General features: G+C 43.8%; 21 protein-coding genes. 6 read left to right on the forward strand and 15 right to left on the reverse strand.

The genetic code is table 11. From position 1 onward, the window contains the following. Positions 1-79: 79 nt before the first annotated feature. Complete coding sequence (gene dtd / locus I3255_RS11940; protein WP_238039015.1) at positions 80-532, reverse strand: D-aminoacyl-tRNA deacylase; 453 nt, start codon at positions 530-532, stop codon at positions 80-82. A 129-nt stretch (positions 533-661) separates the two neighbouring features. Here dtd and asd point away from each other — a divergent pair, with 129 nt between their 5' ends. Next, on the forward strand, positions 662-1498 hold the full coding sequence (gene asd, locus I3255_RS11945; RefSeq protein WP_238039016.1) for an archaetidylserine decarboxylase: 837 nt from the start codon (positions 662-664) through the stop codon (positions 1496-1498). Positions 1499-1592: 94 nt separating this feature from the next. On the opposite strand, the gene I3255_RS11950 is transcribed toward asd, so the two are convergent. From I3255_RS11950 to fadB, 4 genes are all read right to left on the reverse strand, one after another. After that, positions 1593-2222 (reverse strand): HD domain-containing protein, encoded by a 630-nt coding sequence (locus tag I3255_RS11950; protein WP_238039017.1) that lies wholly within the window; start codon positions 2220-2222, stop codon positions 1593-1595. 130 nt (positions 2223-2352) lie between these two features. Beyond that, positions 2353-2928, reverse strand: coding sequence for an isochorismatase family protein (locus I3255_RS11955; RefSeq protein ID WP_238039018.1), 576 nt, complete (start codon positions 2926-2928; stop codon positions 2353-2355). A gap of 285 nt (positions 2929-3213) precedes the next feature. Continuing rightward, positions 3214-4386: an acetyl-CoA C-acyltransferase FadA gene (gene fadA, locus I3255_RS11960; RefSeq protein ID WP_058025120.1), complete on the reverse strand. Its 1173-nt coding sequence runs from the start codon at positions 4384-4386 to the stop codon at positions 3214-3216. 230 nt (positions 4387-4616) lie between these two features. Beyond that, positions 4617-6776 carry a fatty acid oxidation complex subunit alpha FadB gene (gene fadB, locus I3255_RS11965; RefSeq protein ID WP_238039019.1) on the reverse strand — a complete coding sequence of 720 codons (2160 nt, stop codon included), beginning with the start codon at positions 6774-6776 and terminating at the stop codon, positions 4617-4619. 794 nt (positions 6777-7570) lie between these two features. On the opposite strand from fadB, the gene I3255_RS11970 reads away from it, so the two are divergent. After that, complete coding sequence (locus tag I3255_RS11970; RefSeq protein WP_238039020.1) at positions 7571-8617, forward strand: polyprenyl synthetase family protein; 1047 nt, start codon at positions 7571-7573, stop codon at positions 8615-8617. Between the two features lie 70 nt (positions 8618-8687). After that, the gene (locus tag I3255_RS11975) at positions 8688-9506 is read left to right on the forward strand and encodes a DUF72 domain-containing protein (RefSeq protein ID WP_238039021.1); all 819 of its coding nucleotides are present in this window, start codon (positions 8688-8690) and stop codon (positions 9504-9506) included. Positions 9507-9607: 101 nt separating this feature from the next. On the opposite strand, the gene I3255_RS11980 is transcribed toward I3255_RS11975, so the two are convergent. Continuing rightward, positions 9608-11008, reverse strand: a complete 1401-nt coding sequence (locus I3255_RS11980) for a porin family protein (protein WP_238039022.1) — start codon at positions 11006-11008, stop codon at positions 9608-9610. A gap of 86 nt (positions 11009-11094) precedes the next feature. Then, on the reverse strand, positions 11095-12216 hold the full coding sequence (locus tag I3255_RS11985) for a Slam-dependent surface lipoprotein (RefSeq protein ID WP_238039023.1): 1122 nt from the start codon (positions 12214-12216) through the stop codon (positions 11095-11097). A gap of 510 nt (positions 12217-12726) precedes the next feature. On the opposite strand from I3255_RS11985, the gene I3255_RS11990 reads away from it, so the two are divergent. Continuing rightward, on the forward strand, positions 12727-13467 hold the full coding sequence (locus I3255_RS11990) for an SDR family oxidoreductase (protein ID WP_238039024.1): 741 nt from the start codon (positions 12727-12729) through the stop codon (positions 13465-13467). A gap of 134 nt (positions 13468-13601) precedes the next feature. Here I3255_RS11990 and I3255_RS11995 read toward each other — a convergent pair whose 3' ends face one another. Beyond that, a complete protein-coding gene (locus I3255_RS11995; protein WP_238039025.1) occupies positions 13602-14231 on the reverse strand; it encodes a superoxide dismutase in 630 nt (209 codons plus the stop codon). A 552-nt stretch (positions 14232-14783) separates the two neighbouring features. Here I3255_RS11995 and rdgB point away from each other — a divergent pair. After that, entirely contained in the window at positions 14784-15437 is a 654-nt protein-coding gene (gene rdgB / locus I3255_RS12000; protein ID WP_238039026.1) for an RdgB/HAM1 family non-canonical purine NTP pyrophosphatase, read from the forward strand. A 412-nt stretch (positions 15438-15849) separates the two neighbouring features. Further along, the gene (tig, locus tag I3255_RS12005; protein WP_238039027.1) at positions 15850-17190 is read left to right on the forward strand and encodes a trigger factor; all 1341 of its coding nucleotides are present in this window, start codon (positions 15850-15852) and stop codon (positions 17188-17190) included. A gap of 154 nt (positions 17191-17344) precedes the next feature. On the opposite strand, the gene I3255_RS12010 is transcribed toward tig, so the two are convergent. The 7 genes from I3255_RS12010 to I3255_RS12040 form a co-directional block, all read right to left on the reverse strand. Continuing rightward, positions 17345-18082, reverse strand: coding sequence for a HupE/UreJ family protein (locus I3255_RS12010; RefSeq protein WP_238039028.1), 738 nt, complete (start codon positions 18080-18082; stop codon positions 17345-17347). Between the two features lie 49 nt (positions 18083-18131). After that, the gene (gene ureG, locus I3255_RS12015; protein ID WP_238039029.1) at positions 18132-18818 is read right to left on the reverse strand and encodes an urease accessory protein UreG; all 687 of its coding nucleotides are present in this window, start codon (positions 18816-18818) and stop codon (positions 18132-18134) included. A 57-nt stretch (positions 18819-18875) separates the two neighbouring features. Then, positions 18876-19670, reverse strand: coding sequence for an urease accessory UreF family protein (locus I3255_RS12020; RefSeq protein WP_238039030.1), 795 nt, complete (start codon positions 19668-19670; stop codon positions 18876-18878). Further along, positions 19660-20298 (reverse strand): urease accessory protein UreE, encoded by a 639-nt coding sequence (ureE, locus tag I3255_RS12025; protein WP_238039031.1) that lies wholly within the window; start codon positions 20296-20298, stop codon positions 19660-19662. Before ureE ends, I3255_RS12020 begins: the two co-directional genes overlap by 11 nt. A gap of 162 nt (positions 20299-20460) precedes the next feature. Then, positions 20461-22644, reverse strand: a complete 2184-nt coding sequence (gene ureC / locus I3255_RS12030; RefSeq protein WP_238039032.1) for an urease subunit alpha — start codon at positions 22642-22644, stop codon at positions 20461-20463. Between the two features lie 71 nt (positions 22645-22715). Continuing rightward, positions 22716-23018, reverse strand: a complete 303-nt coding sequence (ureA, locus tag I3255_RS12035) for an urease subunit gamma (protein WP_057761815.1) — start codon at positions 23016-23018, stop codon at positions 22716-22718. Between the two features lie 78 nt (positions 23019-23096). Next, entirely contained in the window at positions 23097-24167 is a 1071-nt protein-coding gene (locus tag I3255_RS12040) for an urease accessory protein UreD (protein ID WP_238039033.1), read from the reverse strand. Positions 24168-24825 lie beyond the last annotated feature (658 nt).

Genomic DNA, 24825 nt, shown 5'->3' on the forward strand with positions numbered 1-24825 from the left:
CATATAAAAAGGCGATAAATACTCACCAGTCTCTATCTATTAAACGGATTAATTATGACAGCCTGATGACACTCTGGTGTCAGATCTCCAATAGAAAATTGAGTGGTCCATCATTGACGCTTTCAACTTGCATATCAGCGCCAAACTGACCAGTGGCTACATTTGAATACTGGGTTTTGGCATAGTCGATGAGTTTCTCGAACAGCGCTTGTGCCGCATCAGGTGCCATCGCGCCACCAAAATCAGGGCGGCGACCTTTATCCGTTTTTGCCATCAAAGTAAATTGTGACACTAATAACAATCCGCCGCCGACCTGCTGAACGTTTTTATCCAGTTTACCAAATTTGGCGGGGTCGTCATCATTTTCAAAAATACGATAGGTCAAGATTTTGTCAATCATCCGCTGGGCGGCGGCGAAATCATCATCATGACCCAACCCAATATAGGCCAATACCCCATGATCAATTTTGCCAACACAATGCTCATCGATAGTGACGCTCGCACGGCTCACTCGTTGTATCAGTGCTTTCATTTACGACCTTCTTTATTTATAAATGGCTTACAGTTTATGGTCAGACAATAATACGCTGTCCATGATAAAATATGGTCATTAACTTGCCCATGCAATAATGACATCACATCCTATTTTGGTAGCCTTATTATGAATGTATTTACCACCTTACAACAGCTGGTACCGCAGCAGCAACTCAGTAAAGTCGCTGGACGTTTGGCCGCCAGTCGTCATCCTTATGTCAAACGTACCTTTATCCGTGGTTTTGCCAAAGCTTATAACATCAGCTTAGATGAATATGAGCGCCAAAGCCTTAATGCTTATGAGAGTTTCAATGACTTTTTTACCCGTGAACTAAAAGAAGATGCTCGCACCATCGATACCACTGCAAACGGCATCGTAAGTCCTGCTGACGGTATCATCTCTCAGCTTGGACAAATTAAAGATCATAAAATGCTACAAGCCAAAGGTCGTCATTATGACGTTGGCCAATTGCTTGCTGATAGCGAAGATGGCAGTTATTTTGCCGATGGTAGCTTTGCGACAATCTATCTAGCACCTAGCAATTATCACCGTGTTCATATGCCATTTACTGGTACGCTGACCAAAACTCGCTACGTTCCTGGTACGCTGTTTTCGGTCAACAATACCACGGCAGCTAATGTGCCGGACTTGTTTGCGCGTAATGAGCGTCTGGTCTGTCTGTTTGATACCAAATATGGCAAAGCGGCCGTTGTCATGGTAGGTGCTATGATTGTCGCTGGTATCGAAACCGTCGCGACGGGCAAAATTACCCGCACGGATGATATACAAGAAGCGGATCACGATATGCAGTTTGCGGCAGGCGAAGAGCTTGGTCGTTTTTATTTAGGATCAACAGCTATCGTAGTGTTGCCAAAAGCAGCAAAAGCCGACTGGCTAGACAGTATGAATGCCAATAGCGTGGTACAAATGGGTCAACTATTGGGAATGGCAAGCGCTGAGTAGCATGACTGTGTAAAAGTGCTCAAGAATATCAGCCCAGTGAAGCATAGATCACAATGCTCAACTGGGCTTTTTTATGCCTAGCGTTTTTATAGATTTACGCGTCGATCAACCATCCTTGCTCAGTCGCATAGTCAATATTGTGTGAGAGCCAATCATGAATAGGAGGAAAGCTGTCTTTGATAAAAGCAAGCGCCGCCGCCACTTGCAAGCGCGTCACCTGAGATTCAATCCACGTTTTTCCTTCAGTATTGAGATTAAGTAAAAACGGTAATAAACGATCAACCACTCTGAGCAGCTGAGTCTCTTTGCTACTACCCGTTTCTTGCTCCTCCCAAACCTCACTCAAAGCCGCAATCCCGTTACCACGCTCTGCTTGCAATCGGGCTATGCCAGCGCGTTCCTCAATATGTGCCTCGCTACGACTATTTGCGAACAAAAACGTATCGCCAGCGTCGATCTCACCCAAATCATGTACCAAGGCCATCTTTAGCAATTGTTCATGATTGACATCCAGCTCAAACAACTCAGCAATTGACCAGCACGCCATGGCTAAGTGCCAAGAGTGTTCGGCAGAGTTTTCTCTGCGTGTGGTATGAGTCACGTAACTACGGCGATTTACGCGTTTGAGCGCATCTAGCTCTAGTAAGAAATGAGTGACATCCTCTATGTCGATAGTTGCAGCAGATTTTTGATCGGTCAATGACACAGGTGTATTTGAGGGCATATTTCTCTCTAATGTTTTGATAATTTTACACATTATGGTGTGGCTAACAACAAAATAGCGCTGATGTTATCAAGCGCTATTTCTTATAAGTCATTGGGTTAAATGACTCAGTATTCTATTATATAACCATCTACTTAATTAGATTCAGAATGGTTTTGAAGGCAGGGTCTTTACTGCTACGGCACAATTCAAACAAAATGGTTTCTACTGTCGAGATTATCCCACCTGCACGGCGAATACGGCGAATGGCTTGTTTTTTGTCGTATGGAAAACGCGAGCCAACAGCATCACCAATAATGACTGGTTGCATGCCATTGTCTAGCAAATCAAGTGCGGTCTGTAACACACAGACGTGCGCCTCAACTCCGATAAGCAATACGGTACTACGGTTTTGCTGCGCTAAATGATGCCATGTGTCATTGTTATCGCAGGCACTAAATGTGACTTTTTCAAAGCTCTTTGCATTGTCGCCCTCCAGCACATCACGAAGCTCTGGCAAGCTATCGCCCAATCCTTTTTTATACTGCTCGTTGAGCATGATGGGGATACCGAGCGCTTGCAGTCCTTTGATTATGGTCACTGTTTTTTTGACGATATTTTCGTGATCATAGATATGCGGCGTGAGGCGTTCTTGTACATCGATAATCATCGCTTGGGTGTTTTCACGAGCAATTCGGTAAGTACGATCAGTAATCATCGTAGACATAATACACTCCTTGTACGGCTGATATTTATTATTAAAAGCTATTTTAAAATGACCATCATTAGAATTTTCATTAATAATGGTCTTAGCTCAGCTCACCCTTATTTAGTCACAGTTTCTTGAATGCGTCAATGGAGATAATTTTCATACGTACCTGTGTGCTCTTGATTACGCCAAGCATTAACTCGCTCATTATATTCACAAAAAACCCCCAGCCATCACGGCTAGGGGTCATTATTCAAATACTTTTAATCAACAAATGTTACAAACTGGTTGCCGACTTTAAAATTAAACCCGCTCAATAATAGTGGCGATACCTTGACCAAGACCGATACACATCGTCGCTAGACCGATTTCGGTATCTGACTGCTCCATTGCATTGAGCAATGTCACTGTGATACGAGCACCTGAACATCCTAGTGGATGACCTAGAGCAATGGCACCACCGTTGATGTTAACGATATCTTGCTTATCAGATAAATTTAGACCTTTTAATACCGATAGGCCTTGAGCAGCAAAGGCTTCGTTTAGCTCGATGGTTTGCATGTCACCAATACTCATGCCAGCACGTTTCAGTGCTTTGTTGGTAGCAGGTACAGGACCATAGCCCATGATGGCTGCGTCACAACCAGCAACGGCCATACTACGGATACGGGCGCGCGGCTTGAGACCTAGATCTTTTGCTTTCTGCGCGCTCATCACTAGCATCGCTGATGCACCGTCAGATAGTGCAGATGACGTTGCCGCCGTGACGGTACCGCCTTTTGGATCAAACGCTGGACGTAGTTTTTGCATTTGCTCCATGGTTGCATCTGGACGGATGACTTCATCCACGGTACATAGTTGCAAGCGACCATCAGCATCATGACCTTCGATACCGATGATTTCATTGTCAAAACGACCCTCAGTGGTCGCTGCCCATGCACGGCGATGTGACTCAAGACCAAAAGCATCTTGCTCTTCACGCGTAATGCCATTCATACGGCCTAGCATCTCAGCGGTCAAGCCCATCATATTTGAGGCTTTTGCATAGTGCTTAGAAGCAGCAGGGTTTAGATCAATACCATGCATCATGCCGACGTGACCCATGTGCTCAACACCGCCAATGATAAACACATCACCTTGGTTGGTCATGATTTGTGCAGCTGCGGTATGTAGTGCCTGCATAGATGAGCCGCACAGACGGTTAACCGTTTGTCCACCAGCGGTCTTTGGAATACCTGCCAATAGGCCAATGTTACGACCGATGTTCATGCCTTGCTCTAGTGTCTGGTTGACACAGCCCCAGATAATATCTTCGATGTCATTGGTATCAAAGTCGTTACGTTCTACTAGCGCGCGTACCAGTTCAGCGGATATGGTATCCGCACGTACATGACGGAACATACCGTTTTTGGTTTTACCCATTGCCGAGCGCACGCCATCTACGATGACCACATCTTTTGGACTTAAAGTTGTCATACTATCTTCCTTTTCAATTTTTATTGTCAGTGTAGAGCGTTCACGCCAGCGTTATGATGGGATTCTCTTTCGCAAAGCATTGTGTGTTATACGCGCTGCGATTCAATGCCATATATCACGCTGTCGTAAACCAGCTAAAACCGTACGTCCGTCATCAAAGTCTATCAACACATCCATGATTGTCTTTATATTGGCGGACGCACCACACTTATCCTAATACGGTATGTTCATTACTCGACTGAGTAAAAAGTCTCGCCTGCGGCTGCCATATCGCGAATCTTTTGCGGGGCTTCATAGGCTTTGCCAAGATGAGCGTACTTTTCACATAGTGCCAAGTAGTTATCTAGACCCATTTGGTCGACATAACGGCAAGGGCCACCGCGGAATGGCGGGAAACCTACGCCCATAATCATCGCCATGTCGGCCTCGCTTGGCGTGCTCACGATGTTGTCTTCTAGGCAGCGAACGGTTTCGTTGCAGAAAGCCAACATAGTGCGATCGATGATTGCTTGATCGTCGAATTCTTGCTTCTCACTATCAGTCGTAGTTTTTAGCAACTCATAAGTAGCTTCGTCAGCAACTTTCTTCGGCTTGCCGCGCTTGTCAGTTTCATACTTATAGAAACCTACACCGTTTTTCTGACCGAGACGCTCGTTTTCGTATAGATGCTGAATCGCACCTTTATAGTCTGGTTTCATACGATCTGGGAAACCATCCGCCATGACTTCTGCGCCATGTACACCTGTATCTAAACCGACCACGTCGATTAGGTATGCAGGACCCATAGGCCAGCCGAATTTTTCCATGACTTTATCAACATGAGCAAAGTCAGCACCTTGCTTAAGCAATAAATCAAACGCGCCAAAGTATGGGAACAAGACACGGTTGACCAAGAAACCTGGGCAGTCGTTGACCACAACTGGCACTTTACCCATTTTTGAGGCGAGTGCTACGGTAGTCGCGATGGCTTCTTCAGAAGATTTTTCACCGCGGATAACTTCGACGAGTGGCATGCGATGTACTGGGTTGAAGAAATGCATACCGACGAAGTTTTCTGGACGCTCAAGCGCTTCTGCTAGGAACGTAATAGAGATCGTCGAGGTGTTTGACGCTAGGATGCAATCGTCTTTTACTAGCCCTTCTACTTCTTTTAGAACTGCACGCTTCACATTTGGATTTTCTACGACCGCTTCGATAACGATATCAGTCTCGCTAAAGTCACCATAGTTCAAAGTAGGACGGATGCGGCTTAAAGTTTCACCCATTTTCGCTGGGGTCATCTTCTTACGTTCAACCATTTTACCAAGCAGTTTGCTGGCTTCGCCCATACCAAGATCTAATTGCTCAGATTTGATGTCTTTCATAATGATTGGCAAGCCTTTGCTGGCTGCCTGATACGCGATACCGCCACCCATGATACCAGCACCTAGCACAGCGGCTTCATTGATATCATGTGCAAGCTTGCTGTGTTTTTTGGCCAGTTTTTTGACCAGCTGATCGTTTAAGAACAGACCAACCAAGCTTTCTGCTTGTGGCGTTTTCGCAGCTTTTGCAAAACCAGCAGCTTCTACTTCGATTGCTTTGTCACGTGGCAGATTGACGTGCTTCTCAATGGCTTCAATAGCAAGAGCTGGTGCTGGGTACTGCTTAGGGTTGGCTTTAGCGAAAATAGCACCTTTGGCACTATTAAATGCCATAGCTTGCTCAAGCTGGTTTAGCTTAACAGGAGCCAGTTTCTCTTCACGTTTTGCTTTCCAATCAAGCTCACCTGAGATACATTTTTTGACCAAATCAATGGCTGCATCTTGCAAGTCGTCAGCAGGAACGGTCGCATCAACCAAACCGAGTTTTAGCGCATCAAGTGGTTTTTTTGGTGTGCCAGTAGCGATAAGCTCAAGCGCGTTATCGATACCAATGATACGCGTACTACGAACCGTACCACCGAAACCTGGGAAGATGCCCAATTGGGTTTCTGGTAGACCGATGATTGCTTTGTCACTCATGACGCGGTATTCACAAACCAACGTCATTTCACAACCGCCGCCCATTGCTGCGCCATTGATGGCCGCAACTTTTGGGAATGGCAAATCTTCAAAACGATTAAAAGCGTCATTGACATGAACGACCCAATCTTTGATCTCGCTTTCTGACTTTTTAAAAGAAGCCACAAACTCTGTGATATCAGCCCCAGCAATAAACACGCCTTTGCCTGAAGTGACGATAAGACCTTTCACGTCGTCCGCTTTCTCTAAAGCAGTCACGGCTTCACCAAACTGTTTATTGGTTTCGGCATCAAATTTGTTCACGCTCTCATTTTCAGCGTTGTAGTGCATGTTGGCGATGCCATCCTCTAGCATTGTCACCGTGATGCGATTTCCTTGGTATACCATTTGAAACTCCTTTCTATATAACGAAAGCTACGTTTTGAATTAAAATAAATAGCCAGTTACTGTTAGTAAAATGGGTAATAGCACTGTGCGCCTATGATGTCATAAAGACAAACACATAGAGGGCGCACGAGTGAAGATGTCTTTATTATCCAGCGCTCATGATGTGATACGTGTTTTGACGTCTCTTGTACCCCATCACACGGCGCTTTATTTATATGTTGCAAATACTTCTATTAAAATACTGACTGAGACATGCTCCAACACTGACTATTGATGAATGAATACGCAGAGTAAAAACCCGATACAGTCAACATCAGACCATTTTCACGTCAATTAGTGTAGGGGATTATGCCCCTCACTGTCACAAGCTAATACCATACTCACAAGTCACTCTTAAATCACCTGTAGGCATTTACCTTATGCGTAAAGTGTTTTAGTGAATGATTGTATACTGAGTTGCTATTTTGAATGTATTCCGTCTTGCTTTTATTCATGGTCTACCACCTCAAGGATGATAAACCGTTGTTGTAGACTGATTGATACGACTTATTTAGCTTGCGCTTTTATCAAAACATATTCAATCAGCAAGTGACATCAGTGATACGTAACCAAGACTTGTTGTAAGGTTACGATTGTACTGCCTCGTTTTTGGATAAATTAGATCTGTAAAATGCAAAAAACAAACGATTGATACCGTGTCTCACATAAGCAATATGACCTATCATGCTACACTAATACCGTTTTTACCTTGTCCTTAATAAGTTTTCATTGTATCTCTGATAAATGGTTGGATTATGACGGTTTCCCTTACTTCTAGCGCTATCTCTTCTGGCTTTACCCCTTTTAACGCTGTTTCTTTTCAAAGCACTGAGCAATTTCATGGTGCTGTGCGCGCGCAATTGGCGCAAGATATTGAGGTCTTGTTTGCTTATGCCAAGCTGCCAAGCCCACTGGTAGATGCCTGTCGTTATGTCATGACGGGTCAAGGTAAGTTGGTACGCCCATTGATGGTTGCCAGTGCTTTTGCCAGTATTAATAGCGGTAATAGTGAACGTACAGACGAGCGCAATGACGAAATCGACATGCTCAATACTGATCTAGACTCATTGCTAGAAAACGACTCGGACTATGATATGTCGCGCCGTGCTGCATTGGCCGTAGAGCTACTACATACCTATTCGTTGGTGCATGATGATTTGCCATGTATGGATGATGACGAGCTGCGCCGTGGGCAACCGACTGCTCATATTGCCTTTGATGAAGCGACGGCACTGCTAGCAGGAGATGTATTGCAGACGCTCGCGTTTGAAGTATTGACCGCGGAAATGCCAACCTTTGCGCCATTCGATGCGCATATTGCAAGTCAGCTATTGGCCATATTTGCCCCGCGCGCTAGACGCATGGTGTCAGGTCAAATGCTGGATCTCAATGCCGAAGCCAGTACTGATATTGTGCAAAACGATTTAGAAGCCATCCATCGTGACAAGACAGGTGCACTGATTGAAGCGGCCATGCTCATGGGCGGCGTCTGTGCTGGCGCAACGGCTCCGCAGCGTATGGCATTGCAAGACTGTGCTCAGCATATTGGCCTCGCCTTTCAAGTTCAAGACGATGTATTGGACGTCACGATGACGACTGATACGCTTGGTAAACCTGCGGGTAGTGATGAAAAATTAGACAAATCTACTTATGTAAAACTGATGGGTGTCGATGACGCGACCAGCTATGCGCAGTCGCTTTTCAATGATGGGCGTGCAGCTATCAGTCGCGAACTCAGCGATAATCAAGACAATGACGCACTACTGGCACTGATTGAATGGCTGTGGTCACGTAAGAAATAGCTAATGAATAGCCGCTGAATGAAAACAGCTCAGAAAACTTTATCACCTCAAACGGCAGTGAGTGGTCAACATGGACAGTTCCCCTACCCCGCGTATTTATCTTGGCACTGGTGGCTATAGCGATACTGACTTACTCGGTACGCTGTATCCTACTGACACCAAAAAGACCGACTTTTTACGTGAATACGCCAAGCAATATAGTGCAGTTGAAATAAACAGCACATTTTATGCGCCCATCGGACAAAAAGCCTTTGCTGGGATGGTTGATAAAGCTTATGTACAAGCTGAAAGCGAGTTGAAATTCGCCGTCAAACTGCACCAAGACTTTACTCATGCTCGTAAAGGCACTGCCGAGCACGCACAAGCATTTTTGCAGGCGCTTACCCCACTGGTGGATGCCGACGCCTTAGCGCCATTATTGCTCCAGTTCCCGCATGGCTTTGATCGTACTCGCGAGCATCGTCTCTACTTAGCAGAGCTTGTCAGCTGGTTTAAGGACTATCCGCTTGCTATCGAATTTCGCCACCACGGCTGGCACACCCCGCAAGTGATCGATAGCTTTCGCGAGCAGGGGCTGATTTGGTGCAGTGTCGATTACCCCAAAGTCGGCGGGCTACCACCATCACGACTGATATTTACTGAACGTACTGGTTATTTGCGTATGCATGGCAATAACCTGAACTGGTGGGATGCGATGAGCGCGGCTGACCGTCATGATTATCGCTATAGCGAGGCGGAGATGCAGGACTGGGCGCAAGCGATTGCCAATCAGCGTCAGCACTTTGATACGCTCTACATTTTCTTTCAAAACACTGTAAATGCGCATGCCTATTACAATATTGCGATGCTGCGAGAAGTGTTGGGCAAGTTCGGGTTTGAGGTTTTGTGAATGTACGGTGAATATATAGGAGTAACATTCTTGATAGAGCCTGAAAAAACCTAAAGAGAATGTGAATATTTACTGCTCTTGTTTAACGTTGCATAAAAAAATCAAAAACTTTTATCTACTTTTACAAAGGCTATGCTGTTACTACGCTCATAAAGTGACAAATTACTATCAATTTTCTGGTACTCATAGTTTAATTTTGGTGTGAACCCTTTCCAACTAAGTTTTCTATGTCCTAGGGTTGTACTAAATTGGTATTCATCATCTTTACGTTTTTCACCATAAAAGAAATTATCTGCTTTAAAATCTCGCTGAGCGTAACGGAAACTACTTCTCAAACTAATTTCATTCCCAGAGAATGCCATTCCGCCGCGTATACCGTAACGATCTGACGACTCAGCCTGATCCTTCAAGTCATCGCGCATCAAGTCTGTACCCACATAAATTAGCCATCTAGGTTTTGGTTGGTAAAGCAAAATCCATGCGGTACTGTTAGCATGACCATTGTAATAATTGGCTAAGTCATCCCCTTCATAACGTTTTTGCAAATGTGTGAAGCTACTAGATACTTGCCATTGGTCTGATATTTGTCGACTGTATTCTAAAGTCGCAGCATAGTTCTTATTATATCGACCCCCACCTAGCAAGTTTTGCTCGACCGTCGTTATAACACCCCATGATTGCTTGATATCTTTATAACGATAGCCTAAATTTGACTGCAATGTTAATTCACTATAGTCACTATTATCCCAATAGCTTACACCGCCTAAGTCTACGTTTTTATAAATATAATGATTACCTTCAAGGTTTTTTTCTTGCGTAGCACCGATTTCATAACGTATGCCGTGTGCGTCTTGCGGGAGTGAGTCATCACTACGAATAAATGTGGCTTCACCAATCACTAATTCTTTCAAATCAGACGCCTGATTGACGTTGTCAGTGGATTCATAACTGAAGTTTAGCGTGGGCTGCCACTCTTGAGACTTTTTGATACTGCTTAATATCTGACTAACCAGAGCTTGTAGCGCTGGTGCAAGATAGGGTTCAGCAGTCTCTAATTGCACCTTTGCTTCAGCATAACGCTTATCTTCATATAACATCATTGCCAAATCAAATCTTGGATAATATAAATCTGGTTGACGCTCTAGTAGTTTCTGATATAACGTAATGGCTTCTTTTTGGCGGCCCTGATGTCGATATAGTGCACCTAATCCATAGTTGTATAAAATTGCATCGAAGTTTACAGTCGTACGATATTTAGCTAATAGTTCTTCTAGTTTTTGCCAATCTTTACTGACAATAGCGAAATTAATGCTTTTTTCTAGACTGCTACCTTCTGCTAGTGGTGCAATATTTGGCGTATTAAGACTAGGTTGGTTAAGTAGTAATTCTGGTTGTATTTGTGGTGTCTTTTCGAAGAACACGGTTTGGGTTGGTGGTGATTCTTGGGCTATGGCTGTGGTAGATAATGCGATACAGCAGGCTGCATAGAGCTTTACTTTCATTATATTTTACCAATATGACGAAAAAACCGTTTGAAATACAGAATAATACTTCAAACGGTTTTGTTTATTTAAGGATAAGTTTTCTATTACTTAGAAACTTCACCACGAGTGCCACCGAAGCCAATCGTGTCTTTACCATCAAATACAACCTTACCAGCAATCTCTTCAGCTTTTTTACCATAGAAATCTAGCAAGTAGTTTCCGTCTTTGAAACCTTGTTGAGCTACTGCAGATATTCCAGTTCCTGAAATTACACCTTGCTGTAAATTAACGGTATCGCCTAATCCAGTGATTGTTCCAGAGCCAGTACGATCAGCAAAATTAATATTGTAAGATAAAGTACCTTCCTTGATACTGTTCGTAGTTTCAAAAGTGCTTGAATTAAAAGAGTTTTGATAAGTACCGTTAAAAGCTTTACCCGTGTAAGTAGCACTTCCCAGCATTGGGATGGCATCTGCCGTAGTTTTTAAACCTCTGATAGAAATATCTGATTCTCTACTGTCTGTGATTATAGCGCCTGTCTGATTGTTATATGAAATTTGACCTGAATAATCACCCATAACAACAGAATACGGCTGGTTGTAGACTACAGATTGGATTCTAGATTCTTGCGTAAGCGCGTTTCTTATACTACTACTAGATGCTCTTGTACTGGCCGTAATAGCACCAACTGGATACCTAGCATCTGAAATACCTTTTGCTGCACTCGCTTCTGCTAATAGAGCTTTCTTAGCATTATCTGCGACGATAGAATCTAACACAATTTGCGCATCTGTTGCATTAGCTGTTTTATTAGCCTCGGCATAAGCCGCAGCTTGCTGATCAGTTAATCCAGACTTTTTAGCTGCGGCTAATAATGCGACACGGTTAGTTTCAATTTTCTGCAAGCGTTCCGCTTCAGCCTTTTCAGCAGCAGCCTTTTCAGCATCAGCCTTTTCAGCAGCAGCTTTTTCAGCAGCGGCCTTCTCAGCAGCGGCCTTCTCAGCAGCGGCCTTTTCAGCAGCAGCTTTTTCAGCAGCGGCCTTCTCAGCAGCAGCCTTCTCAGCAGCAGCCTTTTCAGCTTCAGCCTTTTCAGCTTCAGTTTGTTCTATTGGTGGATTTACGTTTGTAGATAAGTTTGAAGAACCATTACCAGTGCTGCTGCACGCAACAATGCCTACTGCTAGAATGGTAAGAACACTTATTTTTGATAGATATGCTAAAGACACTTTGCTGCTCCAACGAATATTAATTTATCTTTCAGCTTAGAAAGCTGAACTCGACATATGTATGTAAGTTATATTACAGCATTGTGTTTGATTTGTATAATATATTATTAATAATAAATCTTTAAATTGAATGAACGGTGATATTTACAATGAAAAGAAATAATGTAAAGTTAATGAGTCGCCCTAATTACACTACAAAATGAAGTACTTATTGAACGCAGAAATAAGCAAAAGTAGACATTTTATCAGACTTAAGAAACTACCTTATAACGCCTTTACCCTTCATCTAAACCTTTAGCAAATAAAGACTACTTTTCAACAAATATCCTTATTTACGCACTTTACATTCTCATAGACACAATAGATAAATTTATCTAAAAACAAGCATACAGAATCGCTCTACTTATTCGTTTTGCACACTGGTAACTTATATCCTACTAATCAAGAGACATCAGTCAAGATGCAATATAAGCGTACTGATATTCACTTATACTATTGGAGATAGTATCGATGACAAAACTAAAAAATAAAGTCGCGATTGTAACCGGTTCATCAAAAGGTATCGGCGCGCAAATAGCCTTATCGCTCGCAAAATCAGGGGCTAAAACCGTCATTAATTATGCAAATGATGATGCAGCAGCCAATAATATCGTAAGCCAGATTAAATCAGCAGGCGGTGAAGCCATTGCCGTTCAAGCTGATGTTAGCAATACCAAGCAAGTCGAAGCAATGTTTGATGCCACTATCAGCGCGTTTGGTAAGCCAGATATTCTGGTCAATAGCGCAGGCATAATGATTAATAAACCCATTGCCGAGACCACCGACGAAGACTTTGATCGTATATTTACTATTAATGTAAAAGGTACGTTCAATACATTGCGTGAAGCTGCGACTAAACTCAATGACGGTGGCCGTGTTGTAAACCTCTCAAGTACGACCACTCGCATGCTGTTACCTAGTTATGGCACTTACTGTGCGACCAAAGGCGCGGTCGATCAGCTGACCCGTATATTTGCCAAAGAGGTCGGCGAGCGCAACATCACGGTCAATGCAGTATCTCCCGGCCCTACTGATACCGAGCTATTCCATCAAGGTAAGACGGATGACACGGTAGAGAGACTTGCTAGCATGTCACCGTTTAACCGTATCGGTGAACCAGTTGATATCGCTCGTGTGGTAGCATTTTTAGTCAGTGAAGAAGCGGCTTGGGTCACTGGACAAAATATCGGCGCAAACGGCGGTATCGCCTAATAGCGTAATGGCGATGCTCTATCAAAAATATGTTTTGATCAGATATCGAAATAGAAAGCTATATAAAAAGTTATCACAAAAAAAAGGACACCTCGCGGTGTCCTTTTTTCAATCAAATATTTAGTTGTTAAAGATTACTCTTCAACGCCAGCATCTTGACCTTTATATTTTGCATTTGCGTAGTCCCAATTCACGAGCTTATCTAGGAACGTGTCAACATAGTCAGGACGACGGTTACGGTAGTCTACATAGTACGCGTGTTCCCATACATCACAAGTCAATACCGCTACTTGGTCATGTGCAAGTGGGGTATCAGCGTTAGCCGTTTTGGCGATTGACAATTTGCCACCGACTTTATCAGCAACTAGCCATGCCCAACCTGAACCAAACTGAGTCAATGCTGCATTTTTGAACTCTTCACGGAACTTGTCGTAGCTACCGAAATCTTCTTCAATTTTTGCTTTTAGATCGCCAGTAGGTTCGCCGCCGCCATTTGTTGGCGTCATGCAGTTCCAGTAGAACGTATGGTTCCATACTTGAGCTGCTTGGTTGAACAAGTTTTGAGTACTTTCACTTTCAGACGCTGCCTTAATGATTTCAGGCAATGTTTTGTCTTCTAGACCAGAACCTGGTAGCAATTCTTTCAACTTATTTACATAAGCAGCATGATGCTTGTCATGATGATACTCTAGCGTTTCGGCACTGATATGTGGCTCTAGTGCGTCTTTTGCATATGGTAGGTCTGGTAAAGTAATGTTTGACATAATTATTTTATCCTTGCTGTTTAGCCGTTAGTTTATAAAAAATTGCTTATAGAAACTGAATTTTACGCTATTTTTACACCGCAAAAAACACTATAAAATAGCGGACTAAATTGGCTGAGTTTATTGTTTGAAATGAACTTTATCGCTTGATACACGGTACTGCTCAATACAATATCACGTATCATTATGAATCCAAAATTAACCTAGCGGTTACTTATTGCTATTATTCTTCGTCAAAAAGCCAAGTATCTGACTTTATAGACTTTTATTAACTTAATATTCACAAGCTATAAGATATAATTCACTGTAGCTTGGTATCTATTATAGCAATAGTGACCAATAATATCAGTTACCAAATGTTATAGCCCGTACAATCTGTATAGCGATTGGTTATTTATTACGCGGTAACTGCATTCACTCCAAACTCATGCGTTATCATTATTAGCATAACTACTTCAATCGACAAATAATTTACCAATTAGCACTACAGAAGATAAATAAAGCCCACTCGAATAATAATTTTTCATCATTTTCATATAACGGACTGACTCTATGAGCACCACTGATACCTCGTTAACTGCTACCCATCCGACATCTGGCAACCAATGGGTACTGGCCAGTAACAATAAAGGCAAATTGGCTGAGTTTAAACGGCTATTTGCTAAAGCGAATTTGGATGTGACCATCATCCCGCAAGGTCAGCTCGATATCGACGATGCGATTGAGGACGGGTTGAGCTTTGTCGAAAACGCCATTATCAAAGCCCGTCATGCCAGCCGTATCAGCGGACTACCTGCCATTGCTGATGACTCAGGACTGTGCGTGCCTGCACTCGGTAACGCACCGGGCATCTACTCAGCGCGCTATGCTGGCGAACATGGTAATGATGGCAAAAACAACGCCAAGCTTCTCGCCGATTTACAGCCACTACGTAACGCCCAGCCTGACACGCCGATTGAGGGTATGTTTGTATGCATACTGGCGATGGTGCGTCATGCCGATGATCCATTACCGATTATCGCTCAAGGATTATGGCATGGCGAAATCTTGGATACGCCACATGGTGACGGTGGTTTTGGTTATGATCCCTTGTTTTGGTTACCTGATTTGCAAGCCAGTGCGGCAAGCCTGAGCGCTGCTGATAAAAACAGCATCAGTCACCGTGGTCAGGCAATTCAGCAGTTATTGGCGCAGTTGCCTTTATAGGCTCTCTTGAAAAATAAGTGCGCTTGTAATAGCAAAAAACCTCAGAAACCCTGCCGTCAAAGAGATAATTTTTACTTTAATAAGCAGATAGATTATACTGTTCTACTTTTAAAATTTTGTTGAAATCCGTTATTTGGCTGTATAATTCACCAAAAAGCGTTATTATGCGGTGCATTAACGGTTTATGATTGATATTTGATAGCACTAACAACTTGGGCAAATTTGCCTTTTGGTATCAGCGGCGATTACTACTGGTGCTGATTTTGAAGTTGCAGCATTATCACTATCCCCTATTTATTCCAACGGCAGCCGTCGTACATGCCCGTAATTTGAGGCACGGTTTGTCTATTACCATTTAACCCTAAGTACTACTCAATCAAACGTACTATTTAATCTTAAAGGTGTAATTAACATGGCTACAGATTTACAAGTCACAACCAACAAGCTATCTAATAAAGAAACTCAGCTAACGGTTAAAGTTCCTGTTGAAAAAATTCAAAACAAAGTTGAAGGCCGTATCCGTCAAGTGGCGAAAACTGCCAAGATTGACGGTTTCCGTAAAGGTAACGTCCCTATGTCACACATCCGCTCTCAGTACGGTGCTGGCATTCAACAAGAAGTTATCAACGATGTGATCCGTGATACGGTTTTTGAAGCGATCAAATCTGAAGACATCCGCGCTGTTGGCATGCCTAACATCGACGACGTAAAACTTGAAGACGATTTCTTGGTATATCAGGCCACTGTTGAAATCTTCCCAGAAGTTGACGTACAAGGTATCGATGAGATCGAAGTTGAGCGTCACACTGCACAAGTGAGTGAAGAAGACGTTGACACCATGATCGAAAACCTACAAAAGCAACGTGAAGAATTCGTTGAGAAAAAGGGCATGGCGGCAAAAGACAACCAAGTGACTTTTGACTTTGAAGGCTCTATCGACGGCGAAAAATTTGAAGGCGGCTCTGCTGAAGACTTTAAACTAGTTATCGGTAGCAACCAGATGATTCCAGGTTTTGAAGCGGGTATCAAAGGCATGAAAGCTGGCGAAGAAAAAATCATCGACGTTACTTTCCCAGAAGATTACCAAGCTGAGAACCTAGCTGGTAAAGAAGCTCAGTTCAAAATCAACGTAAAATTGGTTGAAAAATCTAAGCTACCTGAAATTGATGATGCGTTTCTTGAGCTATTCGGCGTAAAAGAAGGCGGCGTTGAGAAGTTGAAAGAAGACGTACGCAAAAACATGGAACGCGAAATCAAAAACGCTGCGCGTAGCCAAGTGAAGCAAGCAACTTTTGATGCGTTGCTAGAAAAGAACGAGTTTGACGTACCAAACGCAATGCTAGAGCAAGAAATCGAGCGTCAACGCAATATGATGATGCAACGTTTTTCTCAGCAGTTCGGTGCGAATGCTGATAGCTTCGATAAAGACATGCTACCAAATGAGCTATTTGAAGAGCAAGCGCTACGTGCTGCCCGTCTTGGCATCATCGTTGCCCGTGTTATCGACACCAAGGGTCTAGAAGTGGATCAAGAGCGTGTTGAAACCTTCATCAAAGAAGCTGCTGAAAACTACGAAGATCCAGCAGAAGTAATCGAGTACTACACCAATGACAAGCAGCAGCGCGCTAACATTGAGTCTGTAGTATTAGAAGACCAAGTAGTAGATTACTTGATCAGTCAAGGTAAAGTGACTGACAAAGAAGTCAGCTACCAAGACTTGCTAGCGGCTCAGCAACAACAGCAAGGCATGTAATTTAGACTGAGCGCTATATGGTGTTAAACCGTAATACTTAGGTAGCGCTCTTGTTCTACATGTCAAAAAATACGGCCCCGATCGATGATCGGGGCCGTATTTTTTATGGAAGCTTGATAACCGCTTTATTTAGTAAATCATCATAGAGTTCACTTTATACAAAAGCAGGAACAAACACTGCACCCAGTCCGAGTACGACTAACCCGCGCTGTATCCATAAATTGTCACCTAGACGCTGTTGCAGCTGCTGACTGATTAGCGTGCCTACGCTATATAATGCTAGCATTGTCACTAGCATCCCTGCATAAAATCCTAGCTGACCACTAACGCCAGCGTTTGCTGGTACTTCCAGCGCATGTGCCAACCCATGAAAGACGGCCAGACCACCAAAACCAAACAATGACAGCTGCTGAATACTTGGTGTTCGTGCTGTATGGGTCTGCGCAAAGAATGCTTCTTGTCGACTCTTATCACTCATCAAGATCATGGCCAATACCACCACCGATAATGATATAACGACTTCAATTAATCCAGATGATGCTGCAAAACCAACACCGCCAATCAGCACACCAATAGTGCCCAATACTGCACCTAACGATAACCCTGCCGTCAATGACATCATGCCTAAGCGCTGCTTTTGTAGACCATAAAACAACATGCCCATACCGACTGCCAAAAACAAATGATCAAGGCCAGTCACTGGATGCATCAGTCCTGCTTGCAATGTGCCCAAAAATGATGGCGCTTGCATAGTAGCCGAGTGAATATGTCCTGAGTGCGCCTGTGCCAATGATGGTAGCATTAGCGATGTCATCATCACAGCCGAACCAGACAAGATATGACGAGCTGAGAGCGCTGGTGAAAAGTGAGAGTTTTTTGAAGCCTTTATCATACGATTTTTCCTTATTATGACTATTCTAATTGTCGATGTGGGCGACTAGCTAAGCCAGCATGCCATGTTCTTTTATAAAGGCGATAATCTCATTTAGCCCATCACCTGTTTTCATATTGCTAAAGACAAAAGGTTTGTCGCCACGCATTTTTTTGGCATCGCGCTCCATCACCTCAAGCGAAGCACCTACCATTGGTGCAAGGTCGGTCTTGTTGATAATTAATAAATCAGACTTTGTGATACCCGGGCCGCCCTTACGAGGTATCTTATCGCCTGCAGAGACATCAATGACGTACAAGGTCAAATCAGACAGCTCTGGACTAAACGTTGCGGCTAGATTGTCGCCACCTGACTCAATGATAATCAACTCCAACCCTTCAAAAGTCGCTTGTAGCTCAGCAATCGCAGTCAGATTAATAGAGGCATCTTCGCGGATAGCTGTATGCGGACAGCCGCCCGTCTCAACGCCGCGAATACGCTCAGCTGGCATGGCATTGTTGCGGGTCAAAAACTGCGAGTCTTCTTTAGTATAAATATCATTGGTCACGACAGCCATATTGACTGTATCGCGCAGGTTTTGACATAGTCTTAGAGTCAAAGCAGTTTTACCACTACCAACTGGCCCACCAATACCAAGGCGTAAGCACGATAAGGCAGTCTGATTTGAGTTTTCACTATCAATATGTGAGTCAGGGACGGCTTGAGTATTTTTTGGTTTTATTGGGGTTAGAGACATCGTAAGCTCCTTAGAGAATTTATATAGGAATAATTATAAGTATTGATAAAGGTAAAACTATGAGCGGAACAACCGACTGTATTGCTCCTCATGCATACTTGAGAGAATCGCTAAATTAGGCAAATTATTCGAGATATTAAGCGATTCATAGAGGTCTTGGCACAACGTCTGATAGCCCTGCTTTTCGCTCACATTTAAAGCGTCAATAGCGTTTGATGACGTAATTAGATCATCAAACGCTTGCTGGACGTTATCGCTTAGAGCATCAACCTGCGCACCCAGATCGCTTTGCAATTGCCATAAGATACGCTGACCTGCCATTTGTCCTAGCGGCACTGTCTTGACAGCAGCGAGCACCATATTCTCTAATTGAGCAAATCCATAGGTAGTCATCGACTGCGCTAATGGCAGCTGCCAATGCTGAGCAATATGAGCAAATAACGGCAAAAAGCCATCTTCAGGTATCTCGGCCGGTATGCCAAGACTTAGCACTTCGTTGAGCCAAGACACCATCGCCTGCGCTAGCTGCTGCGACTCCAGTACAAACTCTTTACTCTCTAGGCTAGCATGATAGTCGTGTGCTAGATTTGCCGCTAGCGCTTCATGACCTTGGCTGAGTGCGCACATGATCAGCCCTAATACAGGCAGCTCGTAGCCAATCACCGCAAGCGCTAGATAATCCCGCATAAATGTAAGCGTACTGGCTTCGTCAGAGACAATGCCTGACTCAATCGCTGACTCTACCCCTTGCGAATAGGTATAGCTACCAATTGGCAAATTGCTCGATGCCAGCATCAGTAGCTGTCCAAGTTGGACTGAATCAGTAGGCTGGACACTGGTATTAACCATCATTTGAACGACCTAAATGCGCATCATGATGACTATGGCTATATTGATGTCCGTGGCTGTGGCTGTGGCTGTGGCTGTGGCTATGATCATGACTCTCATGACTATGAGAGTCATTATGCGAATGAGAGTGAGAGTGACTATGCGAATGCTGGCCCGTTTGATAAGCGCCTGTTTCAGGCTCAAATGGCACTGAGGTAGACTCAATATGTAAACCAAGGTTTTCTAACATTTGTGCCAGTACATGATCGTTTTCAAAGTACAGCGCATAGCTTGCATTACCCTGATCAAAACTGTGGTCAAACATCAATGGCACATGACGATTACCTAAATGATAAGCGCCTTTCATTAGTAGAAAGTCATTGTCAGCCGTTACCTTAGTCACCGCTTGCGGCTTGGCGATGACTTGCATCAGCTCACCTGCTGCATTGATAAGCACGTCATCGCCTTTTAAGACGCCTGTACGAGGCAAATCAACACCAACTGCCTCACCTGAGACAGTAATGGCTCTAAAGCGAGAATGCTGACGAGTATCAAAGTCTAATAGCAGGTAATCGTCGGCTTGATACTGTTCTACCAATTGCGCTTTTTGAGTACCGCTAAGCGTACTTAAACGGGTATTAAATATTTTCATTATTATTCTCTGGCTGTTGTTGCTCAAACTATTGCTCAATAGTATTGATGGTAAAAGTATTGGAAATAAAGATACGATATCACTCAAAAAACCAACTGGCTGTTGGCATACATGGTTTATGGCTCACTGTTCTAGAGCTTCTATAAACGTGCATCATAAGCTCTAAAATAAAAAGTAACGCTGTGCCATGGGTAGTATATCGGCTGGCTCACAGGTGAGTGTTTTACCATCCGCACGTACTTCATAGGTCTCAGGATTGATGTCCATATCTGGGCAGTAGCTGTTAAAGCGCATATCGCTTTTACGAATCTCACGGATGCCATGTACTGGCTGAATAACTTTGGTCAACCCAAGCTGCTTATCTACTTGTTTGTCAATAGCGGCTTGCGACATAAAGGTAATGCTAGTCTGGGCAACCGATTTTGGATATGTGGCAAACATAGGACGGTAATGTACAGGCTGAGGAGTAGGAATAGAGGCATTAATATCGCCCATCGGTACCGCAGCGATAAGCCCGCCTTTTATAATGCACTCAGGTTTTACCCCAAAAAACTTGGGCGACCAGAGCACCATATCTGCCCATTTTCCCACTTCGATTGATCCAACCATATCGCTAATACCATGCGTAATCGCAGGGTTTATCGTATATTTTGCGATATAGCGCTTGATACGGAAGTTATCGTTGTCCGCGCTTTGGTCATAATCTGTCAAAGTGATGTACTGTTGCTCATCTTCAGTGATGGCCGTTGCATCTGGTGCTAGATGGCCACGTTGAACTTTCATTTTGTGCGCGGTTTGCCATGTACGAATGACTACTTCACCCACTCGCCCCATTGCTTGTGAGTCACTACTCATCATCGAGATAGCACCCAAATCATGCAAGATATCTTCTGCGGCGATGGTTTCTTGACGAATACGGCTTTCGGCAAAGGCCACATCTTCTGCGATAGCAGGGCTTAAGTGATGACAAACCATCAGCATATCGAGATGCTCATCAATGGTATTTACAGTGTATGGGCGCGTTGGGTTGGTTGAAGATGGCAGCACGTGCGACTCGCCAATCGCCTTTAGAATATCAGGCGCATGGCCACCACCTGCCCCTTCAGTATGAAAAGTATGGATACAGCGGTTTTTAAATGCGCCTAGTGTACTCTCAAGATAACCACTTTCATTTAGAGTATCGGTATGAATGGCGACCTGTACATCATAATCGTCAGCGACGCTCAGACAATTATCGATGGCTTGCGGCGTTGTACCCCAATCTTCATGTAGCTTTAGCCCCACGGCACCTGCTTCGATTTGTTCAGCAATGGGTTCCGGTACACTTACGTTACCTTTACCCAGTAGTCCAATATTCATAGGAATGCTATCAGTAGACTTTAACATTGAGGCAATATGATACGCCCCTGGTGTACAGGTGGTGGCGAGCGTTCCTTGAGCTGGCCCTGTGCCGCCGCCCAGCATCGTAGTCACTCCTGACATCAGCGCCGTCTCACATTGCTGCGGCGCGATAAAATGAATATGACTATCGACACCGCCTGCTGTCAGAATTTTGCCTTCGCCAGAGATGATTTCGGTAGCACCACCGATGGGAATATCGATGGCAGGCTGGATATCAGGGTTGCCCGCTTTGCCAATAGCACTGATACGACCATCTTTGATACCAATATCGGCTTTGTAGATACCTGTATAGTCTACAACGAGCGCATTAGTAATCACCGTATCGGCAACCTCAGCACCCAGCAGTTGCCCTTGCCCCATGCCATCACGGATGACTTTACCACCACCAAACTTGACTTCTTCACCCTTGATTTCGGTGGCCTGGCTAATATCTTTATCACTTTGCGACGTCTGCTTTTGATCCATATCTGTATGACTGGTCAAATCTGCCTCCACTTGTAGCCAAAGCTCAGTATCAGCGAGACGCACTTTATCACCTGTGGTAGGACCAAAATGCTCAGCATAAATACGACGACTGACTCGCTTCTGCGAAGTAGCGGCTACCTTCTTATCAGTAGCGCTCTCTGATGTTTTTTCTGGATGAGCTGCGCCCATGACACGCCCAGCAAAACCATATACATCTTGCTTGCCAGCGTATGCTACCAATTCTACCTCTCGCGATTGCCCCGGCTCAAAACGAACTGCTGTTCCGGAGATAATATTTAGGCGATATCCGCGGGTCAGCTCTCTGTCAAAACTCAGCGCGTCGTTAACCTCATAGAAATGATAATGCGAGCCAATTTGGATCGGTCTATCACCAGTATTGCTGACGCTGATGGTCTGCACCTGTCGTCCTTGGTTTAAAATAATATCGCCATCTTGGATATGGTATTCGCCTGCTTGCATGGGAGCCGCCTTATTATAATGTCATTATTCCAGTGATAGGTTTCAGTGATATATTTCAGTAATAAGCAGGGCTATACGATGGGATTATGTACCGTAACCAGTTTGGTACCATCAGGGAATGTCGCCTCGATTTGCACCTCGTCAACCATCTCAGCCACCCCTTCCATGACATCATCAGCAGACAGATAGGTGGCCCCCTCACTCATCAATTCAGCAACCCTTTTACCATCTCTAGCCCCTTCCATCAGTAGCATACTGATATAAGCGATAGCTTCAGGATAATTGAGCTTAACACCGCGATTTTTGCGGCGCTCAGCTACCATACCCGCTGTAAATAGCATGAGTTTGTCTTTTTCTGTTGGGGTCAGATGCATGGTAAATCCTTATTTTATTTATTATGAAACTGATAACAGACCAGCAGGTTGTGTCGCTTAGTTATTAAAAACCGTAACCTAGGTGTCCCAAATACGCGGCCGGCAAGGCTCAAGCTGCCACCAATGATGTCGCAAGACTTCTCTTATCTGATAAAACGCTTCAAAACAACCGCGTACATCTGAGCCAATATAGCGGATATTGATCGCTTGGCAATTATGCGTGCAGTAAACAGGCAATTGTGCTTGAATAATGACTTGGCGCAATGCTGCTACGGTATTGTCTAGATAGCGGGTTAATGATTGCTTGATAGTTGCTTGGGCTGTTTCGGTCGATTGCGTAGTCTGTGATGCGGACAATTCAAGGTTGTCATGGACGTCGCTCAAACTTGGCACGGCCCAAAACGATCCATAAATATGCTGGTTCGCTAATCCCAAATTTGAGGTAAACCAGCGACTGCCAGCAGCCTGATCTACACGTTCAGCAACGATAACCTTACCTTCTCGGTAGATATTTAATCCAGTATGATAACGCCCTTGCAGGAACTGTTCATCATACGCTTGTCGCCCGAAGACGCTAATCTCCCATGTCAGTAAGCTAGAGGAATCAGCTAAATCAAAGCGGCTCACTGCATGCATATTAGCTTCGTTATAAATGATACTCTCTTGTGGCAGCCACTCTAAGCGAGCATGGGGCGCTAGTGTGGCTTGCACATGTTGGCTTGCATAGTCTGCCATCTCATTTGGTGGCAGGTTTGTGCTTGCTTGGGTATAAACTTTTGCCATCGTATCCACATCAAGGCTAAAGGTGGCTGACGGATGAGACAGGTGTTTATGCTTTTGGCTAACACTGTCTTTACCATACCACTTACCCGCCCCAGGTGTGGTGATAACAGCATGACTACCACTGTCTAAACGCAACTCTATCGTCAGCGTGTCACCGCCTGCGATACCTGCTGGCGGATATAACATCAATATATGACAAATGCCTTGCTGCACACGTGGCTCAGGATATAGAGCACGCTGTACCATAAGCGCGCCCGTGTGCTTACGATGAGATAGCCGCGTCTTAGCGGTAGCAGCCATACTTTTGACAGTATCTTTGCGCTTAACAGTGTCAAAATTCAATGTTAAAGAAGAAGCCCAACTCATTTTATATACTCATTTGCTCATTTTGCTCATTAAATGAGATCTGATAATCTAGTTCCTGACCAAAAAGTCAGTTAATTTCACTGTCTATACAAGCATTATGCCAACTCATATGCAAACACTTTTACATGCAGTCCACCATTACACCCAACATAATGATTTCATTTTGGTTTTGACTGTATATTTTTTCTTACTAACACGACAAAGCTGGTTTAGCTATTTTTTAATCAGCCTTTTATCACTGATGATTCGTAAATAAGTAATTATTTGCACCAAAGTATGGCATCTTTTAATAATATGCACCATTTTTTAGCATTTAAACTTGAACACTTAACATAACAGTTTACGCTGCCCTTTCTACTTATAAGAATAATTATGAGTAAATGCGCTTAAGGATTCTTTTGACAACCTACCATTTGCACAATTGGGTAGTAAGATAGGTAGATTGCAAGGCAGTTAATCAGGTATTCTATGTTAAAAAGTATGGTGAGACACTGCTCTATGATATCTATATCAGGATAAGCTTCCGTAGCATGCACCTAATTTGCGGATATTTGGGTCAGTATCTATCTTTTGTATTCTTTTTAGATTTGTAAAAAGCTCAAACAGATAGGATGCTCACTTTTTCACCTATTTTATGCACAAACGGGTTTTATAGGCT

Origin of the sequence: Psychrobacter sp. Ps6, assembly GCF_022129235.1 — a bacterium.
Taxonomy (GTDB): Bacteria; Pseudomonadota; Gammaproteobacteria; order Pseudomonadales; family Moraxellaceae; genus Psychrobacter.